Raw genomic sequence first — 21,251 nt, 5'->3', positions numbered from 1 at the left:
TCAAGATGAGATTTCCCATGGCGCAAGCTAGTAAGATCCCTGAAAGATGATCAGGTTGATAGGTCAGAGGTGGAAGCGTGGCGACATGTGGAGCTGACTGATACTAATAGATCGAGGACTTAACCAAAGCTTTTTAAAAAATGGAATACCTTCTTATTATCTAGTTTTGAAGGAATGAAAATTCTTCAAAAATGAATATAGTCTGGCAATGATGGCGAAGAGGTCACACCCGTACCCATTCCGAACACGGAAGTTAAGTTCTTCAGCGCCGATGGTAGTTGGGGGTTTCCCCCTGTGAGAGTAGGACGTTGCCAGGCTGTTCATTTAAATCTTCAAATGGGTTTTAGGAAACATTATATTATTCCGCAGTAGCTCAGTGGTAGAGCATTCGGCTGTTAACCGAACGGTCGTAGGTTCGAGTCCTACCTGCGGAGCCATATGCTTCCATAGCTCAGTAGGTAGAGCACTTCCATGGTAAGGAAGAGGTCAGCGGTTCGAATCCGCTTGGGAGCTTCCCAATCTATCTATGAACACAAAACAGTTCGGCCCGTTGGTCAAGCGGTTAAGACACCGCCCTTTCACGGCGGTAACACGGGTTCGAATCCCGTACGGGTCACCATTTTAAATCATTAATCCGGAGGATTAGCTCAGCTGGGAGAGCATCTGCCTTACAAGCAGAGGGTCGGCGGTTCGATCCCGTCATCCTCCACCATTTTATTCTTTACTTGCCGGTGTAGCTCAACTGGTAGAGCAACTGACTTGTAATCAGTAGGTTGGGGGTTCAAGTCCTCTTGCCGGCACCACTTACAACCATATATTGCGGAGGGGTAGCGAAGTGGCTAAACGCGGCGGACTGTAAATCCGCTCCTTTGGGTTCGGCAGTTCGAATCTGCCCCCCTCCACCATTTTAATAAAATCCTGTGGATCAGTTATATATTCTCTATATTGGGGAATTATATGATTACCACCTTTTTATTTTGTTGAATATTAATTATTGCATATCATATATTGGGCTATAGCCAAGCGGTAAGGCAACGGATTTTGATTCCGTCATGCGAAGGTTCGATCCCTTCTAGCCCAGCCATTTGCGGAAGTAGTTCAGTGGTAGAATACAACCTTGCCAAGGTTGGGGTCGCGGGTTCGAATCCCGTCTTCCGCTTAATATATTTCATATCCCTTAGGGGCCTTAGCTCAGCTGGGAGAGCGCCTGCCTTGCACGCAGGAGGTCAGCGGTTCGATCCCGCTAGGCTCCACCATCAACTACATACACCAAAACTTACGTCTTAAGCCAAAAATGGTTTAAGACTTTTTTTTGTTTAAGGCTAGTTGGGTATACTAATCCCAAGAAAGATCTTTTTTCACCAAAAACATATGTGATAGGAAAACGTGCATCTTTATACATGGAAATGTCGAGTTGAACCAACCGGCATATACGATATAAAATGGTGGAAAGGGGGAATTGTATGTCTATTCAGAAAATTTCCGTCATCGGGTTGCCTATGGACCTTGGTCAAGCAAGGCGAGGGGTGGATATGGGACCTAGTGCCATTCGCTGCGCAGAGATTGTCGAGCGGCTTGAAAGATTGAATATAGAAGTAGAGGATTTAGGGGATATAATTGTGGGGCGTCCTGAAAGTGCAGATGAGCCTGGGACAAATCTAAAAAACTTACAGCTTGTAGCAAAGGGTAACACCCTGCTTGCCACAAAAGTTGATGAAATAATAGAAGGAGGCTCCTTTCCGCTTGTATTGGGAGGAGACCATTCGATAGCCATAGGTACACTGGCAGGAGTCGCAAAGCACTATGAAAAATTAGGCGTGATTTGGTACGACGCACACGGGGATTTAAATACGGAAGATACTTCACCATCCGGGAATATACACGGTATGCCCCTGGCTGTCAGTATCGGGCTTGGACATCCGGACCTAATCAATATCCATGGTTTTGCTCCAAAAGTGAAACCGGAAAACATCGTAATAATTGGGGCAAGGTCATTGGATGAAGGAGAAAAAGAACTTATCCGTGAGAAAGGGATTAAGGTATTCACGATGCATGAGATTGACCGTTTGGGAATGACACGGGTCATGGAAGAATGCATTGATTACCTAAGGGAAAGAACGGATGGCGTCCACCTTTCATTGGATTTGGATGGAGTTGACCCAGCAGATGCACCGGGAGTGGGCACACCGGTGATTGGTGGTATAAGCTATCGGGAAAGTCATTTGGCCATGGAAATGCTTGCGGAATCCAACTTGATTACATCAGCTGAATTCGTAGAGGTGAATCCCATTTTAGATGAGCGAAATAAGACGGCGATCGTTGCCGTGGCCCTAATGGGTTCCCTATTTGGAGAAAAATTATTATAACTGAAAATTAAAAGAAACAGTAACCGGCTTGTAATGGGTTACTGTTTTTTATATGCTAGAAGACGTAGGTTTATTTTCCAGGGTGTATGTAACAGGAACATAGTTATAGATAGATGGTTGCAATCGTATATCCGTATTCACTTTAGAGCACTTCTGTCTGTGGGATCTCCATTTTTAGTTAAATGGATGTATTGGATGATTAAAGAATCCAGTTTACTGCTAACTTCAACAACCTCATTATCCACCATCGAAGAACGGGAAGCCAAAAACATCATCTTCTGTCTGTATTGTTCAATATGGTCTAAAATTTGTTCAGCAGTCATATAGAGAATCACTCCCTTGAATTTTACAATTTCTTACTATATAGCCCTGTTTTTTTTTTCTTAAACATAAAATGTAAAACTTTGTTAAAATTAATGTATTAAATTTTTGAAACCTTTTAGCTTACGATTCGTAGTAATCGTATAGCCGCATGAGCGGGGGTAATACCGGAAAATGGATGCACTCATTAAAGAGAGAATTAATCAAGTATTAAAGGGAGACCATAATGCATTTGGGGAAATTGTCGAAATTTACAAGGACAAAGTTTTCCAAATATGTTTCAGGATGCTCGGAAACAGGCAAGAAGCAGAAGATTTGGCGCAAGAGGCCTTTGTAAGGGCCTACGTGAATATTCGGAGTTTCAATATAACAATGAAATTTTCTACATGGTTATATAGGATTGCGACCAATCTTTGTATTGACCGGCTTCGCAAGAAAAAACCGGACTACTATCTAGATGCAGAGGTGGCAGGAACAGAGGGATTGAATATGTATTCCCAAATTGCATCGGATATGGCGAAACCCGAGGAAGAAGTTGAATCTTTAGAACTGCAGGAAACGATTCAAGTGGAAATAATGAAATTGCCCGAGAAATACCGATCGGTAATAGTATTGAAGTATATTGAAGAGCTATCACTAAAGGAAATCAGTGAAATACTCGATTTGCCGGTCGGTACGGTTAAGACGAGGATACATCGCGGTCGGGAAGCCTTGCGTAAACAACTACGCCATTTATAAAAAGAAGGTGAGAAAAATGAACTGCCATGAGGAAATCATTGAATATATGCATGATTATTTAGATGAGGACATCAAACCGGAGCATAAAGAGGTTTTACGGGAGCACTTGAATAACTGTGCTGAATGCCGGGATTACTTTCATGAAATGAAAAAGGCGGTCGCTCTTGTACAAAGCACTTCCCATATAAAGGCCCCGGATGACTTTACAGCAAAGGTTATGGCTCAATTGCCAAAGGAAACGAAAACAACAGGTGCCAAACGTTGGTTCAAAAGCCATCCCTTCATGACAGCGGCAGCGATGTTCATCATATTGATGACAGGATCTGTTTTTTCGACTTATAATCAGGACGAACATTTTTCAGTATCAAAGCAGCCTAACTTAGTGGTCGATGGTGAAACGGTGATTGTGCCTGAGGGTGAGACAATCAAGGGAAATGTGGTAGTTCAAAATGGTAACATTCAAATAGATGGTGAAGTAGAGGGAGATGTAACAGTCATAAATGGGCATAAATATATGTCTAAGGCAGGGAATGTGACTGGGAGCATCCATGTTATTGACCAAGCTTTTGAGTGGATGTGGTATAAAGTAAAGGACACTGCAACCTCGTTGGTTCCTGCTAAAGATGAGAATAGGGAATAAAATCTGGGTGAGGGCACCGTTTTTCATTTAAGGTGACTTCGCCCAGCTTTATTTTTTTAGGGGACCATTATTCATGGTTCTTTTTTCCTGTGTAAATTTCTCACACTAGTTTTTAGATGTATCATTTAAAAAATGGTATACTATTAAGGTTATCGTATAAAGATTGTAATTGGTATTTGGAGTAATACTGACTGGAGGAAACAACATGTCTTTAACCAATTTGACTGTTTGGGACTATGTAGTAAATTTCATTGATATTCTCCTTGTATGGTTTGTGATATATAAATTGTTAACTATTATTCGAGGCACGAAGGCTATTCAGCTGCTAAAAGGAATTTTTGTAATTGTCATTGTAAAAAGCTTAAGCAACCTGTTTGGTTTCAATACACTCGGATGGTTAATGGCACAAGTCATGAATTGGGGAGTATTGGCGATTCTCGTCATTTTTCAACCTGAACTGAGAAGGGCACTTGAACAATTAGGACGCGGGAAGCTCTTTGCAAGGGGCACCGTTCCAGAAGAGAATCAGCAAGAGCGTTTAGTCGAGGAAATCCTAAAGGCGTCCACCTATATGGCAAAAAGGCGTATAGGAGCCTTGATTACGATAGAAAAAGGTACGGAGCTTGGGGATTATGTTGAAACGGGGATACCCCTGAAATCCTACATTTCTTCAGAACTGCTCATTAATATCTTCATCCCTAATACGCCGCTCCATGATGGCGCAGTTATTTTGCAAAATAACCAGGTGGCGGCTGCAGCCTGCTATTTGCCATTATCAGAGAGTCCATTCATATCAAAGGAACTTGGTACACGGCATAGGGCAGCCATAGGCATGAGTGAAGTTACGGATAGTCTTACGATTGTCGTTTCAGAAGAAACGGGGGGAATATCCGTCACTAAAAACGGGGAACTTTACCGGGATTTGAATCAAGAATCATTTAAGGCCATGCTTACAAGTGAACTGGTAGTGGAAAACATCAAATCAACTTCCTCAAGCATCTTTAACTGGAGGGGGAAAAAGAATGGATAAATTCACCAATAGCGCTTGGTTTATGAGAATCGTAGCTTTCGCCTTGGCAGCACTTTTGTTCATTTCCATTAACTTTGAGATGGAGTCGGATAAAAAATCGCTTGGTTTATCGACAGCCCCTGAAATCAGTACGGAGACCATCGAAAATGTACCGGTTGAAGTGTACTATGACCGTGAGAATCTAGTGGTGAGCGGAGTGCCGGAGACGGTTGATGTTACGCTTAAGGGAGCAAAAAGCCTCTTGATAAATGCGAAAAATCAAAGGGACTTTAAAGTGTATGTAGACCTTTCCGATCCTGCAATCTCAATGGGGGACAGAACTGTCACATTTAAAATAAGTGAGTTGAATGAAAAGTTAGTGGCGACGATCGATCCGGAATATGCCGAAGTCAACGTTCAGGAACGGGTGACGAAGGAATTCTCCGTTGAAGCCGAGTATAATAGCTCTTTACTTGAAGAGGGTTATACCGCTGGTCAGCCAACAGTCAGCCCGAAAACTGTCAAAATTACGGGTGCTAAAGATGCGATTGAACAAATTTCGTATGTAAAGGCAAACCTTGAAATAAGTAAGGGACTTAGCGAAACGGTGAACGCCAAGGCTACCGTTAAAGCCCTGGACAGAGACTTGAATAAGCTGGATGTGACGATCGAGCCATCTTCAGTTGCCGTTTCCTTAAAAGTGAGCATTCCTTCCAAGACGGTTTCGATAGAACCGAAGCAAACTGGCAAGACAAAGGATGGCATCAGGATCACAAGTATAAGTGTCGACCCAAAAGAGGTCACCTTATTCGGTTCGGAATCGGAACTGGAGAAAATAGATGAAATAAATCTTCCTGTAAATATCTCGAAAATCGATGGTGATACAGAATTGGAACTCGATCTTAATAAACCGGAAAGTGTACAAAAAATGTCCTTGGGTAAGGCAAAGGTCAAGATTCGCACCGAGAAAGTTGATGTGGATGAAGAGAGTTCAGAGCCAGTCGTAGAAGAGGAAGAACCTGAAACTGAACAAAAACAAGAAGAGCCAGTAGTCGAAAAAGAAGAAGAAAAAGAAAAAGATGAAACGGCTGCCGTTGAGTCCAAAACTTTCAACAATATACAAATTGTGCCTGTGGGCATACAGGATGGCCAAAATGCCGAATTGGAATCCGATGTAACTAGCATCACTTTGCTTGGTGAGGCGGATGATTTGAAGAAAATAACTAAAGACGACATTAATCTTACAGTAGATGTGAGTAATTTAGATGAAGGTACGCATGATGTGGATTTGGCGGTATCAGTGCCTGAGGGAATGGAATGGGAACTGGATTCTGAAACGATCTCGGTCACCATCACACAAAAAGACGAAGAGACATGACCTTGCTTTAACAACATCATTTAATTCAGTAACGATTCAAAGAAGGAGCGATAAAGATGGGTAAATATTTTGGAACAGACGGAGTAAGGGGTATAGCGAATAGCGAATTAACACCGGAGTTGGCATTTAAACTAGGCCGTTTTGGTGGCTATGTTCTTACTAGAAATACAGAAAAACCCAAAGTGCTGATAGGGCGCGATACTCGTATTTCAGGTGAAATGCTGGAAGGTGCGCTTGTTGCCGGTCTTTTATCCATTGGGGCTGAAGTGATGCGCCTTGGGGTCATTTCGACACCGGGAGTTGCCTATTTAACAAAGGCCTTAAGTGCTGAAGCAGGTGTCATGATCTCCGCTTCGCATAATCCGGTAGCGGATAATGGCATTAAATTCTTTGGACCGGATGGGTTTAAGTTATCCGATGACCAAGAAGCGGAAATTGAAGCACTATTAGATATGGAAAAGGATGAACTTCCACGCCCGGTTGGCGGAGATTTAGGCCATTTGAACGATTATTTCGAAGGAGGGCAAAAGTATCTCCAGTACTTGAAACAATCAGTGGATGAAGACTTTACAGGCATTCATGTTGCTCTTGATTGTGCACATGGGGCGACATCTGCCTTGGCCATGCACCTGTTTGCAGATCTTGATGCAGACATCTCTACTATGGGGGCATCGCCAAATGGATTGAACATTAATGATAAGGTAGGTTCCACCCACCCTGAAGCACTTGCTGAATTCTTAAAAGAAAAAGGTGCGGATGTTGGACTTGCTTTCGATGGTGACGGAGACCGTGTCATTGCCATAGATGAAAAAGGAAATATCGTGGACGGCGACCAAATCATGTATATCTGTGCGAAATACTTGAAAGAAAATAACCGTCTGAAACAGGGAACAGTGGTTTCTACGATCATGAGCAACCTTGGTTTTTATAAAGGTCTTGAAGAGCATGGCATACAAAGCGCCCAGACGGCAGTGGGTGATCGCTATGTGGTCGAGGAGATGCGAAAAGGCGGCTATAACCTTGGCGGTGAACAATCCGGACATATCATCTTCCTGGACTATAACACGACAGGTGATGGCTTATTGACGGGTCTACAGCTTGTGAACATCATGAGCGATACCCAAAAAACCTTATCGGAGCTTGCTGGCGAGATGAAGAAATATCCACAAACGCTGATCAATGTCAGAGTTACCGATAAACACGCTGTAACCGATAATGAAAAGGTACAGGAAGTCATCAAGGCTGTTGAAGGGGAAATGAACGGAAATGGCCGTATTTTGGTGAGACCATCCGGTACTGAACCGCTAGTCCGTGTTATGGCTGAAGCACCGACAGTTGAGGAATGCACTAATTATGTAGATCGCATCGTCGCAGTTGTAAGAGCGGAAATGGGAATAAACGAATAACCAATCCTATGCATAAAAGGAACTAAATTTCCTTTTATGCATATTTTTATAAAGAAGTTCTTTTTCGCAGGTCTTGGTAATAAAGAATTGACCTATGTCCCTTATTTAAGGTATGATTATCCTGATTTACAACTCATTTTCTTGAAAATGGTTGTTTTAAAAAGGAGGGTAGGCAAGGAGAAACGGATTCACAAAAGCGCCTGAACTAAGTCTGGACGAGAAATGGCTTAGTTGACGAGGAGGAGGTTTATCGAATGATCGGCGGATACCTCCCGGCTGAAGTGCACAGCCGCAATAATTCCAATCTTAAAACAGTAGGGCAACTTACTGCACAAAGGGTTGGAAATGCACAATGGGAAAAAGTGCTTTAGGGCATTTCCTTTATAAAAATATATTAGAGATGAGGGGGCAGGGATGCCCCCGTGCATTCCTGTTCCCTCGAATCGGTTGGAGGAACAGAAATTATGTGTGGAATTGTTGGATATATTGGACTTAACGATGCAAAGGAAATTTTATTAAAAGGTCTTGAAAAACTTGAATATCGCGGTTATGACTCTTCAGGGATTGCTGTGAGAAATGAAGCAGGCGTGACAATCTTTAAGGAAAAGGGAAGAATCGCGGACTTACGAGCAGCCGTGGATGATAATACTATGGCACAAACCGGAATTGGACATACGCGCTGGGCCACCCATGGTGTGCCAAGCCGTGAAAATGCCCATCCACACCAAAGTAATTCAGGTCGATTGACTTTAGTTCATAATGGGGTCATTGAAAACTATGCGATTCTAAAACGTGAATATTTGAAGGATGTTGCCTTTAAAAGTGAAACGGATACGGAAGTCATCGTTCAACTGATAGAGAAGTTCGTGAACGAGGGCATGGAAGTGGAAGAGGCGTTCCGTCAAACACTCACTCTATTAGAGGGTTCATATGCAATTGCCCTATTGGATGCTGAAAATGATGAAACCATCTTAGTCGCAAAAAATAAAAGCCCGCTGCTGATCGGCGTCGGAAAAGACTTTAACGTTGTCGCTTCGGATGCAATGGCGATGCTGCAAGTCACAGATCAATTCCTTGAACTGATGGATAAGGAAATGGTTATCGTGACAAATGAAAAGGTAACGATCAAGAACCTTTCCAACGAAGAAGTCATGCGTGCTCCATACACTGCTGAACTGGATGCAAGTGATATTGAAAAAGGTACGTATCCTCACTATATGCTCAAGGAAGTCGACGAGCAGCCAGCTGTAATACGTAAAATCATTCAAGCATACCAAAATGAAGAAGGTAAACTTGCAATCGATTATAATATTACTGAAGCCGTAAGTGAGGCTGACCGTATTTATATCATCGCTTGCGGAACCAGCTATCATGCAGGGTTGATTGGTAAGCAATTCATCGAAAAAATGACTGAAATTCCGGTTGAGGTACATGTGGCATCGGAGTTCACTTACAATATGCCGTTATTATCAAAAAAACCGTTATTCATCTTCATTTCACAAAGTGGTGAAACTGCAGATAGCCGTGCCGTATTAGTGTCCATCAAAGCGCTTGGTCATAAAGCCCTGACCATCACGAACGTACCTGGCTCTACATTGTCACGTGAAGCGGATTATACGCTCTTGCTGCATGCTGGCCCAGAAATTGCCGTTGCCTCTACAAAGGCATACACAGCTCAAGTTGCGGTCTTATCCATCCTGGCAAATGTAACTGGCCAATTCCGTAACATGGAGTATGGTTTCGACCTTGTAAAAGAGCTTGGAATCGTAGCGACTGCAATGGAAGCCCTATGTGATTCGAAAGAAGAGATGGAAGAAATTGCTCGTGAATATTTGTCCGTTACGAGAAACTGCTTCTTCATCGGCCGTTCCCTTGACTACTATGTCGTTCTTGAAGGGGCCCTTAAGCTGAAGGAAATTTCATACATTCAGGCTGAAGGCTTTGCTGGCGGAGAACTTAAACATGGAACGATCGCCTTGATTGAAGAAGGTACACCTGTCATAGCACTTGCTACGCAAGCAGGCGTCAACCTAAGCATCCGTGGTAATGTGAAGGAAGTGGTTGCCCGTGGCGCCAACCCTTGCATCATTTCCATGAAGGGGCTTGAAGAAGAGGATGACCGTTTCGTCATCCCGGAAGTGAATGAACTATTAACACCCCTTATCTCTGTTATCCCGCTGCAGCTCATTGCTTACTACGCAGCCTTGCACCGCGAATGTGACGTGGATAAACCGCGTAACCTTGCGAAAAGTGTAACGGTTGAGTAAGTTACAATGAATGCAATGTAGATCTAAATAAAGTTCAACTGTTTATAAAAAGTTGCGAAGCTTTACCCCTTTGGCTATGATTAGCCAAAGGGGTATTTTTAATGTCTAAAACAACGAGAACCTCTCAAGCTGACAAGCGGTTTAAAGCATGCCAAGGAATAGGAAAAGGTGTGCAGTGACAATAAAGTTGTTTAATGCAATCTATCAAATCCATCGGTAGGTAATAACGGCATCCAATAGAGCAATGTTAATGATCTTCCTATGGTGCATTGTTGAAAGAAACCCGTATTGGCATTAAAATTAGGCGATGTTGAAAATGAAGTCTTCATAAAAATTTTTTAATTTAGGGGAGAATGACATGGAAGTCTTTGCAGAATTTTTAGCGAATATTGATAACCCGCAACATAGGGAACGAACGGAAGAGGTCTTGGCTTGGGTAACTAAGAAGTTTCCAAATCTAATGCCGAAAATTGCGTGGAATCAGCCTATGTTTACCGATCATGACACATATATTATTGGCTTTAGCGTAGCCAAACATCATATGGCTGTTGCCCCTGAAAAGGCAGGGATCGATCATTTCTCTGATGAAATCGTGCAGGCTGGCTATGATCACACCAAGCAGCTGGTACGTATCAAGTGGGACAGCCCGGTTGATTACTCATTACTTGAAAAAATGATCGAGTTTAATATTTTTGATAAGGCAGACTGTTCAACTTTTTGGCGGAAATAATAAATTGGATTATTAAGGGTGAAATTAATTTTAATCAAACTTTATACTAAACCATCAAATAGTAATAAAAAACAGCTGCCATTGCAGCTGTTTTTTATTACTATGGATTTAAAATAAACTTCAAAATCACAAAGTCCTTCACGAAATAGGAAGCAGAATGGTGAAGGTCGTTCCCTTTTCGAGTTCACTTTTCACGGATATGGTCCCTTCATGCATCTCTATAATTCTTTTCACGATGGATAGGCCTAGACCGCTGCCGCTTTTTGAGCGGTCCCTTGCCAGGTCGGCTTTATAGAATCGCTCGAATATATGGAACTGGTCCGTTTCGGAAATGCCGATTCCATTGTCGGATATCGTTATGGATGCCAGGCTATCAATCTGTTGTAATCGAATCGTGATCTTTCCGCGATGGCGGGTGAATTTGATACTATTGTGTATTAAATTTGTCCATACTTGGCTCATTAAATCCTGGTCTGCAACTATTGGAACTTTTTCTAAGGATATATCCAATTCGAGTTCTTTTTCCAACCAAGCGGGTTCACAAGCCAAAATAATGGTTCGTATTTGCTGATCCACCCTGAAATTTGTCCTTTCAAAAGGATGATGCTCGGATTCAAGGGATGTAAGCTTTAGAAGGTTATCACTTAATTTAGATAATCTCCTGCTCTCTGTCTCTATTATATGAAGATAATGATTTCGTTCTTCGGGTGTCAGCTTATTAAATTGAAGAGCTTGGGCAAATCCTACAATGGAGGTAAGGGGCGACTGTATTTCGTGTGAGACGTTAGAGATGAATTCCTGCCGCATTTCTTCCATTTGCTTCAATTGCTTGGCCATGTGATTGAAGTGGTTAATGATATCCGTCATTTCGTTTTTCTTTTCCATTTTAAAATCCAATTGTACATTATAATCGCCATTTGCTATTTTCCTTAAGGCATCTATGATCTCGAGGTAAATATTTACCCGTTTATTGTGATGGATAGCGCGGATAAGATAACCGATGGATATCATGATTGCGATGCTTGTCATGATAGTGGCCAGAAACCGAACATAATCGGTTAACCTTAAGGGCAATAGTTCAATGATATAATATCCGGCGGAAAAGCAAATTGAAATAAACGTAACAAAAAACAGCGTGCCAAACATTTGTTTGAAAAATCGATTGCTTTTCATCTTGTTATCTCCAAGCGGTAGCCCAATCCCCAAATCGTTTTAATCCGGAAGGGGAATTCCGATTCTGGAAACCGTTCTCGCACTCTTTTAATATGAACATCGACAGTTCGTTCATCACCGTCATAATCATAGCCCCAAATGTCTTCGATAAGATCTTCCCTGGAAAAAGTTTTTCCAGGATAGCTTGCTAATTTAAACAACAATTCGAATTCTTTTAAGGGAATCGTATATTCCAGTTCTTTGAATGAAATTTCATGTGTGTTGCGATTCATCTTTAATTCGCCGATATTTAATGTTTGTGAAATAGTGATTTTATAGCGTTTTAGTAATGCCTTTATTCTCAGAACCAATTCGATCGGTTCAAATGGCTTTACAAGATAATCATCTGCCCCAAGCCCGAAACCTTTTACTTTCTGTGTTGTTTCCCCTTTTGCAGTCAGCATTAAAATGGGGATATCACTAAATTCCCGTAACTCCTTGCATAATTGCCATCCATCCATGTTAGGCATCATAATGTCGATGACTGCCAAATCGATTTTCGCTTTTTCCATTACTTTCAATGCTTGCAGTCCGTCTGAGGCCTCATATAGATCGAGGCCTTCTTTTCTTAACAACAGGTTTATAAGTTCGCGAATATGTGCATCATCATCGACTATCAATATTTTTGTCATCCTTCTTCTTTCCTTTCGGTGAATTAGGCCAGTTCAAGTTTGTTTAACTGCTGTTCAGCGAATTCGCGATATAATGAGTGCGTTTTATATAGCTCCTTATGTGTTCCGCTGCCCGTTATTTTCCCTTTTTCCAGAAAGATGATTTGATCTGAACCAACAACGGTCGATAGGCGGTGAGCAATGACTATTGTTGTTCGGCCTTTCATTAAATCATTCAATGCCTGTTGAACCACTTTTTCTGATTTGCTGTCCAGGCTGGAAGTAGCTTCATCAAGCATTAATATTTTGGGGTTTCTTAAAAATGCACGAGCGATCGCGATTCTTTGTCTTTGACCGCCTGATAATTTCATGCCCCTTTCACCAACCTCTGTATCATATCCGTTCGGCAGATCAGAAATGAACTGATCTGCATACGCCATTTTAGCCACTTGATTTAATTCTTCATCCGTTATATCCCGCTCGATACCATAACAAATATTATCTCGAATTGTACCTGATACAATCGGGCTTTCTTGTGAAACATATCCAATCTGGCTTCTCCATGAAAGGAGTGTGAAATCATTTATGTTTTCCCCTCCTATGGATATGGACCCTTGCTGTGGTTTGTAGAAACGCTCGAATAATGAAAAAAGGGTCGTTTTTCCGCTGCCGCTTGGGCCGACAATTGCAGTGACCTTTCCGGCTTCAACGTTAAAGCTTATATCTTTAAGTACCTGTTCTCCATTATTATAACTATAGTTCAGGTTCTCCACGCTGATTGATTGCCCTATATTTTGAACTGGCTTCATTGCATCTTCTTCCTCCACTGAATCCAGAATGGAAATGATGCGCTCTGTTGCACCCGTTGCTTTTTGGAATTGTGTAAAGAAACTGGCTAATTGAGCCATTGGCATGATTATTTGGAAAAGATACATGATGAATGCAACTAGAGCTCCAGCTGTCAGGGCTCCTGAAGAAACGCGCATTCCCCCATAACCTAAAATCAGCACGAGTAATGCCATCATGACAAAACTCATTAGCGGCGCAATCAACGCTTGGATTTTTGCCTCTTTTAATCCGAATTGAAATAATTTATGGATGCCCTTTTTTCCATTTTGATATTCCAAAGCTTCTGCATTCGAAGCTTTAACAAGGCGTATTTCCGTTAGCACCTGCTGAAGGACTGCGGTGAAGCTTGCTGTCTCGTCCTGCATTCCTTTTGAAATTTTATGCATTTTTTTCCCTAATGGCATTAATATCAAAACAGAGAGCGGAATTGCAGTGAACATCAATAATGTCATTTTCCAATCCAGAACGAATAACACGATCATGGAGCCTACGATGGAAATGATTCCAGTAACGAAATTTGAGAGGTGTTCAGAGATTAATCCCTTCACTACTGTTGTATCATTTGTCATTCGGCTGACTGTTTCTCCCGATTGATGTTCATCAAAATAACTCACGGGTAATACGAGTAATTTTTTCCATAGTTGATCGCGGATACCGGCCACTACAGATTGACCGATCCGATTTAATAAATAGATGGAAAATCCACTGGCCAATGCTTGAACGATGATGGCAAGCACGAGAAGTGTGATCCGTTCAGTGCTTAGTGAACTGATTGAAAAATCATTAATTAGATTTTTTGTGAATAGAGGGACCGTTAAACCTACACCTGTTGTACCTAGGCTTAATGCTAATGCTAGCCCTATCATTAGTTTAGAAGGCTTCGTTTGTTGAACCAACCGAATGAACTGGCGCCATCCTTTTTGATTTTTTGCTTCTGACATATGTAAATACATCCTTTCTTGGTTTTCATTACAGAGAAGTATATAAAAAAGTTGTGAATTGAATATGAACTACTCTTAGTTATTCCACGAAAATTCTGGTGAACCTTTTCTTTCTATTTTTCTTCAATACTACCGTCACTGTTCTCTGAATGAAAAAGTTTTAAAAATATGAAATGTTAAAGCTGATCAGTAGTGTGTGGCTTTTTCTTCTTAAGATACTATAAAAAAATTGGCCTGAAATATTCAGGGGACTAAGAAGGTAAAGGTATATGAAATTCATGGTTAATGGCAAGGCATATCAGTTATAATGGGTCACCAGTAGCAATTTGGAATATCGGAATGGAATGGAGTACAATTATAGTAATGGGAATATGTAAAAGGGAGTAAGATACAGATGAAGCGGATTACCATATTGATAGCTGATGATGAGGTGGAAATTGCTGACCTGGTCGCTTTGCATTTGGAGAAAGAGGGATATAACTATATCAAGGTATCGGATGGGAAAGAGGCCATTCGTGTTATTAGCGATCAGAAGATAGATTTGGCCATCTTGGATATCATGATGCCGGAGTTGAATGGTTATGAAGTTACCCGTCAAATTAGAGAGAAATATCAAATGCCTATCATTTTTCTTAGTGCAAAAAGTTCCGATCTGGATAAAATCTCCGGATTGGTGATGGGGGCGGACGATTATATGACCAAGCCTTTCAACCCAATGGAATTGGTCGCACGAGTGAATGCGCAATTGCGACGGGCAATGCAGTTGAATAAAGCCTCAAACGAAAACGAATCTATATTGGAAGTCGGCGGTTTGACCATTTATCCGGATCAGCGCAAAGTGATACTATATGATGAAGTCATCGAACTAACTCCGAAGGAATTCGATATTTTGGTTCTCTTAGCCGGTCATTCCCAAAAAGTATATAGTGCGGAAAGTATTTTTCAGAATGTATGGGGCGAAGCGTATTATGAAATGGGCAATAATACTGTCATGGTTCATATTCGTACGCTAAGGAAAAAGCTTGGCGAGGATAAAAATAAAAACAAGTTCATTACGACAGTTTGGGGAGTGGGATATAAATTCAATGGCTGACATGTTACGAAGCTTCCGGGCTAAAATGATTGTATTGCTTGCATTGAGTATGTTGATAGCCGGAACCATTACCTTCCTGATATATAAAAGCCTTCAACTTTATTATCATACGAATGTAAAGGTCGAAGATCCATTGTTCCGTTTGCGTTTGATCATGAATATATATGGAGATCTAAACTTCTTTTTAATCATTTTTATCCCACTTTCGATACTATTCTTCTTTTTTCTTACTAAACCTTATGCGACATACTTTAATAAGATTTCCAATGGAATCAATGATCTCGCAAATGGTGACTTTAAAAGCAGAGTCGACATCTTATCAAAAGATGAGTTCCAGGATATAGCGGAAGATATTAACCGGGCTAGTGAGAAATTACAAGAAGCCGTAGAAAGAGGCGATTTTGCAGAAAGCAGTAAGGATCAATTGGTTCTGAACTTGGCCCATGATTTACGTACACCTCTAACTTCCGTTTTGGGATATTTGGACTTTATCCTTCGAGAAGAAGATTTACCTGCAGAACGAATCAGGCATTTTACGAAGATTGCTTATACGAAATCCCAACGTTTAGAGAAACTTATTGATGAACTTTTTGAAATAACCAGAATGAACTATGGCATGCTTCCATTAGAGAAAAAATCCCTCAACTTAAGTGAATTGCTCATTCAATTAAGTGAAGAACTATATCCACTCTTCGAAAAAAACCACTTGAGTGCAAGATTGACTCTTCCATCGCATTTAGATATTTCAGGTGATGGCGACCTATTGGCACGTGTATTCGAAAACTTATTGACCAATGCCGTACGTTATGGAAACGATGGACAGTTCGTGGATATCCTTGGTTTCACTGATAAAGGGGAGGTTGTGGTGCAAGTTATCAACTATGGAACTTGTATACCTGAGGAAGAACTACCTTATGTTTTTGATATGTTCTACACAAATGATAAGGCGCGGTCCCATAAAGATGGAAGCACAGGTCTCGGTTTATTCATCGCAAAAAATATTGTCGAACAGCATAATGGAACGATATCCGTTAAAAGCGATTCTATACAGACTCTATTTGAAGTGCGATTACCGCAGTGATTTAAGAAAAATTTTATTATTACCCCACTCTTTTTTTAAACTATTTTTCCTAACCTATAGAAAGAAGGTAAGGAGGACTGTTCATGAAGAAGTGGGTTTTTTTGTTTGTTTTATTTTTGCTGTTTGCACGTGAAGTAAACGAATATAAATCTGACGGTGATTTTCAAATTATTGATGAAAGACATGGTCTAAGGGTTCCGAAGGAAAGTGTAACGTTAGAAATAGCTAAGGATCAGGTTTACCAAGGGAATTTGTTATTGGTCAATAAGGAACATCCTGTACAACGGGGAGGGATCAAATCTGATGTGGTTAATCTATTTCAACACAAAGAACTAATAGATGGATATGGTCTGTTGGACGAAAGGATTCGCCTGTCACAGGGTGTGGCAGAGAAATTCTTGAAAATGGTTCGTGCAGCTGAAAAAGATAATGTCCGTCATTTCATGATTAGCAGCGGGTATCGGAATGAAGAGGAGCAAAGTCAGCTCTATCAAGAAAAGGGGTCTGCATTTGCTTTACCAGCTGGTTATAGTGAGCACAACTTAGGGCTATCACTTGATATAGGTTCCACCTTATCATGTATGAATGAAGCCCCGGAAGGAAGGTGGCTGCAAAAGAATGCTTCGAAATACGGTTTTATTTTACGTTATCCGGAAAATAAAAAGGCTATTACAGGAATTGAATATGAGCCATGGCATTTCCGCTATGTTGGTCTTCCCCATAGTAGAATCATGCAGAAAAAGAATTTTACTTTGGAAGAATACCTTACTTATATAAAAGCGAAAAAGGAAATTGGGGGAACCATAATGGGTGTGGAATATGAAGTCACTTATTATCCTGTATCCTCAAAAAAGACGGTTAAGGTACAGGCCAACGCGTATGAAGTATCTGGAGATAATATGGGTGGAGTCATCGTGACTGCTTTTTCTTCTGTGCATCCACGTGATGGGCAAGAGAAATGAAGAAAATAATAATACAGGATATCATTATTCCAGCTTTGTTTGCTAGTTATATATTTTTGCTAATCAAAGTCATTTTATTTAAGTTTGGCCATATTGATATAACTTTTCTTCTGGAACAGCTTCAAAGTAATCTAAAAAACCCAGCAAATATGAAGGATAGATTATTATTGTTCGGTAATTTAATGCCGCTTAATGAAATAGTGACTGCTGTCCAAAATAGTACATATCACAATATATTCAATTTGCTAGGAAACATCGCATTATTCATTCCTTTTGGTATATTTCTACCCCTCGTTATTGGTAAGGGATATATAAATCTAAAGAGGGCATGCTGTATTTCCATTATAGTAAGTCTTTGTTTCGAAGTCGCTCAGGCTGTCTTTAATATCGGCATCTTTGATGTGGATGATCTTCTATTAAATACGTTTGGCGGAATGCTAGGGTATGCCCTATTCAAGTTAAACATCAAATCGAAAAACCATCAAGTATTATTGTAGATGTACAAGAATGAAGGAGTTCCTTTAACATGAGCATAGGAAAAAAGAGAGCCCGGGGCTAGATCCGGGCTTTTCCCTTGTCCTCAAATAATTTTCAACTTATATCGAATAGGTAAAAAGATATAGTGATATTTTGTTTTTAATAATAAATACCTATATAAGCTAAAAACTTACCGGTTTTAACCGATTAAATATGGAGATACAAAAAACAGTATAAGTTAGGTGGAAAAAATGATTATTTTGAATGAGTCCATTGTGTCGCCAATTCTTCTAAAGGTGTTAGAGGAAAAGCAGATTCCAGTGCTGGAACAAGGGCAATGGGGAGACACATTAACATCAGAAAAGCTAAACATTCAAAAGGATACAGAATTTTTCAAGTCCATGGAAATGGACAAAAGAATTCTTACAAACTCTGAAAATGGCATAACATTATTAGGGCATTATCAACCGAATAGCAATGAATACATTTGGTCAAAGTTATTGAAGGATAAGAGTCAGGTACGAAATTTAACGAAATCTTTATATCCTGATTTCTATTTCCAAGATATTGATTTATCCATTATAAGTGACCTGGATAAAAATCAAATACCGTTTCCGGTAGTTATCAAACCCAATATTGGCTATTCAAGTGTAGGGGTGCACAAAGTCAAGAATGAGCAGGATTGGGATATAGCCGTGAACCAGCTTAAAGCGGATTTACTTCATTCGGATGGATTATATGATTCAGAGGTGATCGGTTCCCAGTCCGTTTTAATAGAAGAGTGGATTCAGGGTGAAGAGTATGCGATTGATGGTTATTACAATCAAGATGGTGAACCGGTCATTTTGAATGTCTTTAAGCGACTATTCAGGGATGATTACGATACTTCCGATCGAATTTATTATACTTCGAAGTTGGCCATTAATGAAATCTATCATGATGCACTGAAGTTCATGAGGAATATCCAAACGGTCCTTCCACTAAGGAATTACCCGGTACACTTTGAAATTCGCAAAAAAGGAAATCGGGTGATACCCATCGAAATCAATCCCTTGCGTTTTGCCGGGGCGGGTACAACGGATCTAGGTTACCATGCCTATGGAATGAATATGTATGAACACTATTTTTCTGGAACGAAACCGGATTGGAATCGGATATTGGAAGAGATGGACGATCATATATATAGCTTTTTCTTTGCAGAGGTTCCACTGGAAATAAATCTGGAAGATGTTGCGCGTATTGATCATGAAGGACTTCGTCATGAATTCGAACATGTTTTGGAATATAGGCAGCTTCCTTTCCCAAATGACCGGAGCATGGCCATCATCTTTTATAGAAGTGAGGATTTGAATAAAAATCTCCGATTGCTTCATTTGGATTTAATACCATATTTGACTATAAAACACCTGGTTTTCAACTAAGGGGGACATGGAAATGAGATTTTCAAAGCTGAATCCTAAAAAATCTCTATTGGCAAAACTATTCTTGTTTTATATTATTCCTTTCGTACTTTTCGCAGGGGCCATGGGCCTTTGCTTTTCCTATATTACTAATAAAATGATCAATGAGAATGTCCTTCCGCAATTCGATGATCGTCTTTCTGAAAATGCCCACAGTTTGGCAGCAAGCCTCAATCCCACTTTGATAAACAAGGCTTCGGTACGGGGAGAAGAGATTAAGCGTGAGTTGGATGCCTTTGTTAAAGATAAAAAGGGAATCGAATATGTTTATGTTTTGAAGCGGGAGAACGATGCCGACATGATCGTAGCCCTGAACGGCAGCGAGGACTACATGGTGGAATCCCCCTTCACGCCGGAACAGGCAAAATCGATAGATGGAAAAAAAGATGTATTAAGTGAAATATATAAAGATAAGTGGGGTACACACAAGTCATACTTTACGCCAATCGATGGAACGGATGCGATTGTAGGAATCGATATGGATGCAAAATTCATTGATGAATTGAAAAGTACAATGATATTCTATAATATCTTATTTCTGGCAAGTGCCATTATATTAGGTGTGTTATGCGCCGTTGTCATCGGGAAAAAGATTTCGGGCCCCGTCAATGAACTTGTTGGTTACACGAATGAAATGGCAAAAGGGGACTTAAGTAAATCGATTCCCGTTGTCAGACGGGATGAGATTGGCGATCTGTCAAGTGGATTTGAAGATATGAGATTAAGTTTGGCGCATATTATCCAGAATGTCCGTGAACATGCCCAAACGATGAATCAAACGACAGTGTCCATTCAGCAATCCTTTGAAGAAATGGTGGAATCCTATGGCCAGATAGTGACGGGGACAACGGAAGAAGCAAAAGCTTCGGAAGAACGTGCCCATCATATTGACCGAATTTCCAATATGATCAGTGACTTATCGGATACAATCCGTTTTATGAACGAGCAAACGAATGAAATGAATGAATTTACGATGCATACGAATACACTTGCTGAACAAGGAAGTAAGCAAGTGCAAGATGTAACGGGCCAGATGGATAAAATCATGGAAAACGGCCAAGCGAATAAAGCCAATTTGGTGAGCCTGGAAGAGGATGTAGTGAAGATAAATGAAGTGATTGGTCTAATTAGGGTGATTGCTTCTCAAACGAACCTGCTATCCCTGAATGCTTCCATTGAAGCGGCACGGGCTGGGGATGCGGGCAGAGGGTTTGCCGTAGTCGCTCAAGAGGTGCAAAAATTGGCTGTGCAAACAGATGAATCCATCGATATCATTTCAGAATCCATTATGCGGATTAATGAACAAACAGCCAAAGTCATCCAAAATAATGATGAGAGTTTTCAGGATATATTAAATGGTGTTTCCTTAGTGGAAAACAATGGCGAGATTTTCAATAAGATATTTGAATCCGTAGAGAAATTACTGAAAGGCACGGAACAATTAGCCGCCCATTCGAAAAAAATCAATGAGTCTTCGGATGAAAGCCTGGCATCCATTCAGGAAATTGCAGCGATTTCAGAAGAAGGAGTCGCAACGACGGAGCAAATCTCGGCAGCTGCCATTCAACAAAGTACCATAATGACTGGATTGAAGGAGCAAAATCAAGATTTAGCAAATGAATCGGCGATTTTAGAAGAAATGGTAGAAAAGTTCATTACCGAAAAATAAATATTTGATGTAATCATCTACAAAAACCTTTCGTTATAACG

The 21,251-nt window shown here is 40.6% G+C and carries 18 protein-coding genes, 9 tRNA genes and 2 rRNA genes; 25 read left to right on the top strand and 4 right to left on the bottom strand.

Translation table 11 applies throughout. From position 1 onward, the window contains the following. The 12 genes from LQ188_RS24845 to rocF form a co-directional block, all read left to right on the top strand. Positions 1-127 (top strand): 23S ribosomal RNA (locus LQ188_RS24845); the annotation flags it as partial. A 74-nt stretch (positions 128-201) separates the two neighbouring features. After that, positions 202-317: ribosomal RNA gene (gene rrf / locus LQ188_RS24840) — 5S ribosomal RNA — on the top strand. Positions 318-362: 45 nt separating this feature from the next. After that, positions 363-437 (top strand) — tRNA-Asn (locus LQ188_RS24835). Between the two features lie 3 nt (positions 438-440). Continuing rightward, a tRNA-Thr gene (locus LQ188_RS24830) sits at positions 441-513 on the top strand. A 31-nt stretch (positions 514-544) separates the two neighbouring features. Next, positions 545-619 (top strand) — tRNA-Glu (locus LQ188_RS24825). Between the two features lie 17 nt (positions 620-636). Beyond that, a tRNA-Val gene (locus LQ188_RS24820) sits at positions 637-712 on the top strand. A 15-nt stretch (positions 713-727) separates the two neighbouring features. Continuing rightward, positions 728-803: transfer RNA gene (locus LQ188_RS24815), tRNA-Thr, on the top strand. 18 nt (positions 804-821) lie between these two features. Continuing rightward, a tRNA-Tyr gene (locus tag LQ188_RS24810) sits at positions 822-905 on the top strand. A gap of 104 nt (positions 906-1,009) precedes the next feature. After that, positions 1,010-1,084: transfer RNA gene (locus tag LQ188_RS24805), tRNA-Gln, on the top strand. Between the two features lie 3 nt (positions 1,085-1,087). After that, positions 1,088-1,159 (top strand) — tRNA-Gly (locus tag LQ188_RS24800). A gap of 21 nt (positions 1,160-1,180) precedes the next feature. Then, positions 1,181-1,256 (top strand) — tRNA-Ala (locus LQ188_RS24795). 207 nt (positions 1,257-1,463) lie between these two features. Further along, on the top strand, positions 1,464-2,366 hold the full coding sequence (gene rocF, locus LQ188_RS24790; RefSeq protein WP_101225658.1) for an arginase: 903 nt from the start codon (positions 1,464-1,466) through the stop codon (positions 2,364-2,366). Between the two features lie 137 nt (positions 2,367-2,503). Here rocF and LQ188_RS24785 read toward each other — a convergent pair whose 3' ends face one another. Further along, positions 2,504-2,689, bottom strand: coding sequence for an aspartyl-phosphate phosphatase Spo0E family protein (locus LQ188_RS24785; protein ID WP_101225659.1), 186 nt, complete (start codon positions 2,687-2,689; stop codon positions 2,504-2,506). Positions 2,690-2,861: 172 nt separating this feature from the next. Here LQ188_RS24785 and sigW point away from each other — a divergent pair, with 172 nt between their 5' ends. The 7 genes from sigW (at position 2,862) to LQ188_RS24750 (ending at position 10,855) form a co-directional block, all read left to right on the top strand. Continuing rightward, a complete protein-coding gene (gene sigW / locus LQ188_RS24780; protein WP_048685727.1) occupies positions 2,862-3,425 on the top strand; it encodes an RNA polymerase sigma factor SigW in 564 nt (187 codons plus the stop codon). 16 nt (positions 3,426-3,441) lie between these two features. Next, positions 3,442-4,065, top strand: a complete 624-nt coding sequence (locus LQ188_RS24775) for an anti-sigma factor (protein WP_101225660.1) — start codon at positions 3,442-3,444, stop codon at positions 4,063-4,065. A gap of 205 nt (positions 4,066-4,270) precedes the next feature. Beyond that, positions 4,271-5,095 carry a diadenylate cyclase CdaA gene (cdaA, locus tag LQ188_RS24770; RefSeq protein WP_137020543.1) on the top strand — a complete coding sequence of 275 codons (825 nt, stop codon included), beginning with the start codon at positions 4,271-4,273 and terminating at the stop codon, positions 5,093-5,095. Continuing rightward, a complete protein-coding gene (locus LQ188_RS24765) occupies positions 5,088-6,452 on the top strand; it encodes a CdaR family protein (RefSeq protein ID WP_230178739.1) in 1,365 nt (454 codons plus the stop codon). The genes cdaA and LQ188_RS24765 overlap by 8 nt, the downstream gene beginning before the upstream one ends. A gap of 56 nt (positions 6,453-6,508) precedes the next feature. Next, a complete protein-coding gene (gene glmM, locus LQ188_RS24760) occupies positions 6,509-7,858 on the top strand; it encodes a phosphoglucosamine mutase (protein WP_101225662.1) in 1,350 nt (449 codons plus the stop codon). Between the two features lie 464 nt (positions 7,859-8,322). Beyond that, positions 8,323-10,125 carry a glutamine--fructose-6-phosphate transaminase (isomerizing) gene (gene glmS, locus LQ188_RS24755; RefSeq protein ID WP_101225663.1) on the top strand — a complete coding sequence of 601 codons (1,803 nt, stop codon included), beginning with the start codon at positions 8,323-8,325 and terminating at the stop codon, positions 10,123-10,125. Positions 10,126-10,483: 358 nt separating this feature from the next. Continuing rightward, positions 10,484-10,855: an iron chaperone gene (locus LQ188_RS24750; protein ID WP_230178737.1), complete on the top strand. Its 372-nt coding sequence runs from the start codon at positions 10,484-10,486 to the stop codon at positions 10,853-10,855. Positions 10,856-10,993: 138 nt separating this feature from the next. Here the strand turns inward: LQ188_RS24750 and LQ188_RS24745 are convergent, their stop codons facing one another. The 3 genes from LQ188_RS24745 to LQ188_RS24735 are packed head-to-tail and all read right to left on the bottom strand — an operon-like array spanning position 10,994 to position 14,480. Next, positions 10,994-12,028 carry a HAMP domain-containing sensor histidine kinase gene (locus LQ188_RS24745; RefSeq protein ID WP_230178735.1) on the bottom strand — a complete coding sequence of 345 codons (1,035 nt, stop codon included), beginning with the start codon at positions 12,026-12,028 and terminating at the stop codon, positions 10,994-10,996. Continuing rightward, on the bottom strand, positions 12,025-12,699 hold the full coding sequence (locus LQ188_RS24740) for a response regulator transcription factor (protein WP_230178733.1): 675 nt from the start codon (positions 12,697-12,699) through the stop codon (positions 12,025-12,027). Before LQ188_RS24740 ends, LQ188_RS24745 begins: the two co-directional genes overlap by 4 nt. 23 nt (positions 12,700-12,722) lie before the next feature. Continuing rightward, a complete protein-coding gene (locus LQ188_RS24735) occupies positions 12,723-14,480 on the bottom strand; it encodes an ABC transporter ATP-binding protein (protein WP_230178731.1) in 1,758 nt (585 codons plus the stop codon). Between the two features lie 382 nt (positions 14,481-14,862). Between LQ188_RS24735 and LQ188_RS24730 the strand changes: the two genes are divergently transcribed. The 6 genes from LQ188_RS24730 to LQ188_RS24705 all read left to right on the top strand — a co-directional run bounded on the left by LQ188_RS24730 (position 14,863) and on the right by LQ188_RS24705 (position 21,210). After that, positions 14,863-15,561 carry a response regulator transcription factor gene (locus LQ188_RS24730; protein ID WP_230178729.1) on the top strand — a complete coding sequence of 233 codons (699 nt, stop codon included), beginning with the start codon at positions 14,863-14,865 and terminating at the stop codon, positions 15,559-15,561. Further along, entirely contained in the window at positions 15,554-16,642 is a 1,089-nt protein-coding gene (locus LQ188_RS24725; RefSeq protein ID WP_230178727.1) for a HAMP domain-containing sensor histidine kinase, read from the top strand. The genes LQ188_RS24730 and LQ188_RS24725 overlap by 8 nt, the downstream gene beginning before the upstream one ends. Positions 16,643-16,725: 83 nt before the next feature. Then, positions 16,726-17,604, top strand: a complete 879-nt coding sequence (locus tag LQ188_RS24720; RefSeq protein WP_230178725.1) for a M15 family metallopeptidase — start codon at positions 16,726-16,728, stop codon at positions 17,602-17,604. Further along, positions 17,601-18,101 carry a VanZ family protein gene (locus LQ188_RS24715; RefSeq protein ID WP_230178723.1) on the top strand — a complete coding sequence of 167 codons (501 nt, stop codon included), beginning with the start codon at positions 17,601-17,603 and terminating at the stop codon, positions 18,099-18,101. Before LQ188_RS24720 ends, LQ188_RS24715 begins: the two co-directional genes overlap by 4 nt. A 231-nt stretch (positions 18,102-18,332) precedes the next feature. Next, positions 18,333-19,502 carry an ATP-grasp domain-containing protein gene (locus LQ188_RS24710; RefSeq protein WP_230178721.1) on the top strand — a complete coding sequence of 390 codons (1,170 nt, stop codon included), beginning with the start codon at positions 18,333-18,335 and terminating at the stop codon, positions 19,500-19,502. A 13-nt stretch (positions 19,503-19,515) separates the two neighbouring features. After that, the gene (locus tag LQ188_RS24705) at positions 19,516-21,210 is read left to right on the top strand and encodes a methyl-accepting chemotaxis protein (RefSeq protein WP_230178719.1); all 1,695 of its coding nucleotides are present in this window, start codon (positions 19,516-19,518) and stop codon (positions 21,208-21,210) included. The last annotated feature ends 41 nt before the right edge of the window (positions 21,211-21,251 follow it).

Origin of the sequence: Peribacillus sp. Bi134, assembly GCF_918698065.1 — a bacterium.
Classification (GTDB): domain Bacteria; phylum Bacillota; class Bacilli; order Bacillales; family DSM-1321; genus Peribacillus.
This window is presented reverse-complemented; position numbering and strand designations above follow the sequence as displayed.